The sequence below is a fragment of the Helicobacter sp. 12S02232-10 genome (genome assembly GCF_002272895.1).
GTDB lineage: Bacteria > Campylobacterota > Campylobacteria > Campylobacterales > Helicobacteraceae > Helicobacter_J.
In genome coordinates, this window is record NZ_MLAQ01000054.1 from 1 (window position 1) to 208 (window position 208).

General features: G+C 38.9%; 1 protein-coding gene. It reads right to left on the reverse strand.

The window, feature by feature from the left end:
• Nucleotides 1–208 (reverse strand): hypothetical protein (locus BKH41_RS09985; RefSeq protein WP_180762828.1); only part of this gene is annotated, 208 nt, incomplete at both ends.

Below are 208 nucleotides of genomic sequence, written 5' to 3' on the forward strand. Positions count from 1 at the left end.
TCGAATCACTCAAAGCTCCAAAAGCATTGGTGGTTGCTGTTTGGGTATTGCTGTTTGTATCTTTATAAGTGACATAATCAGCGATAGAAGTATCCACCCCTCTATTATCAAAGATTGCATTCAAATTCAATGCGGAAGCATTTTGAGTGAGGTCTAAACCATCACTTCCAATGGAAGTGCCTTCTAGATTGAGTGTTCCTTTTGCTTT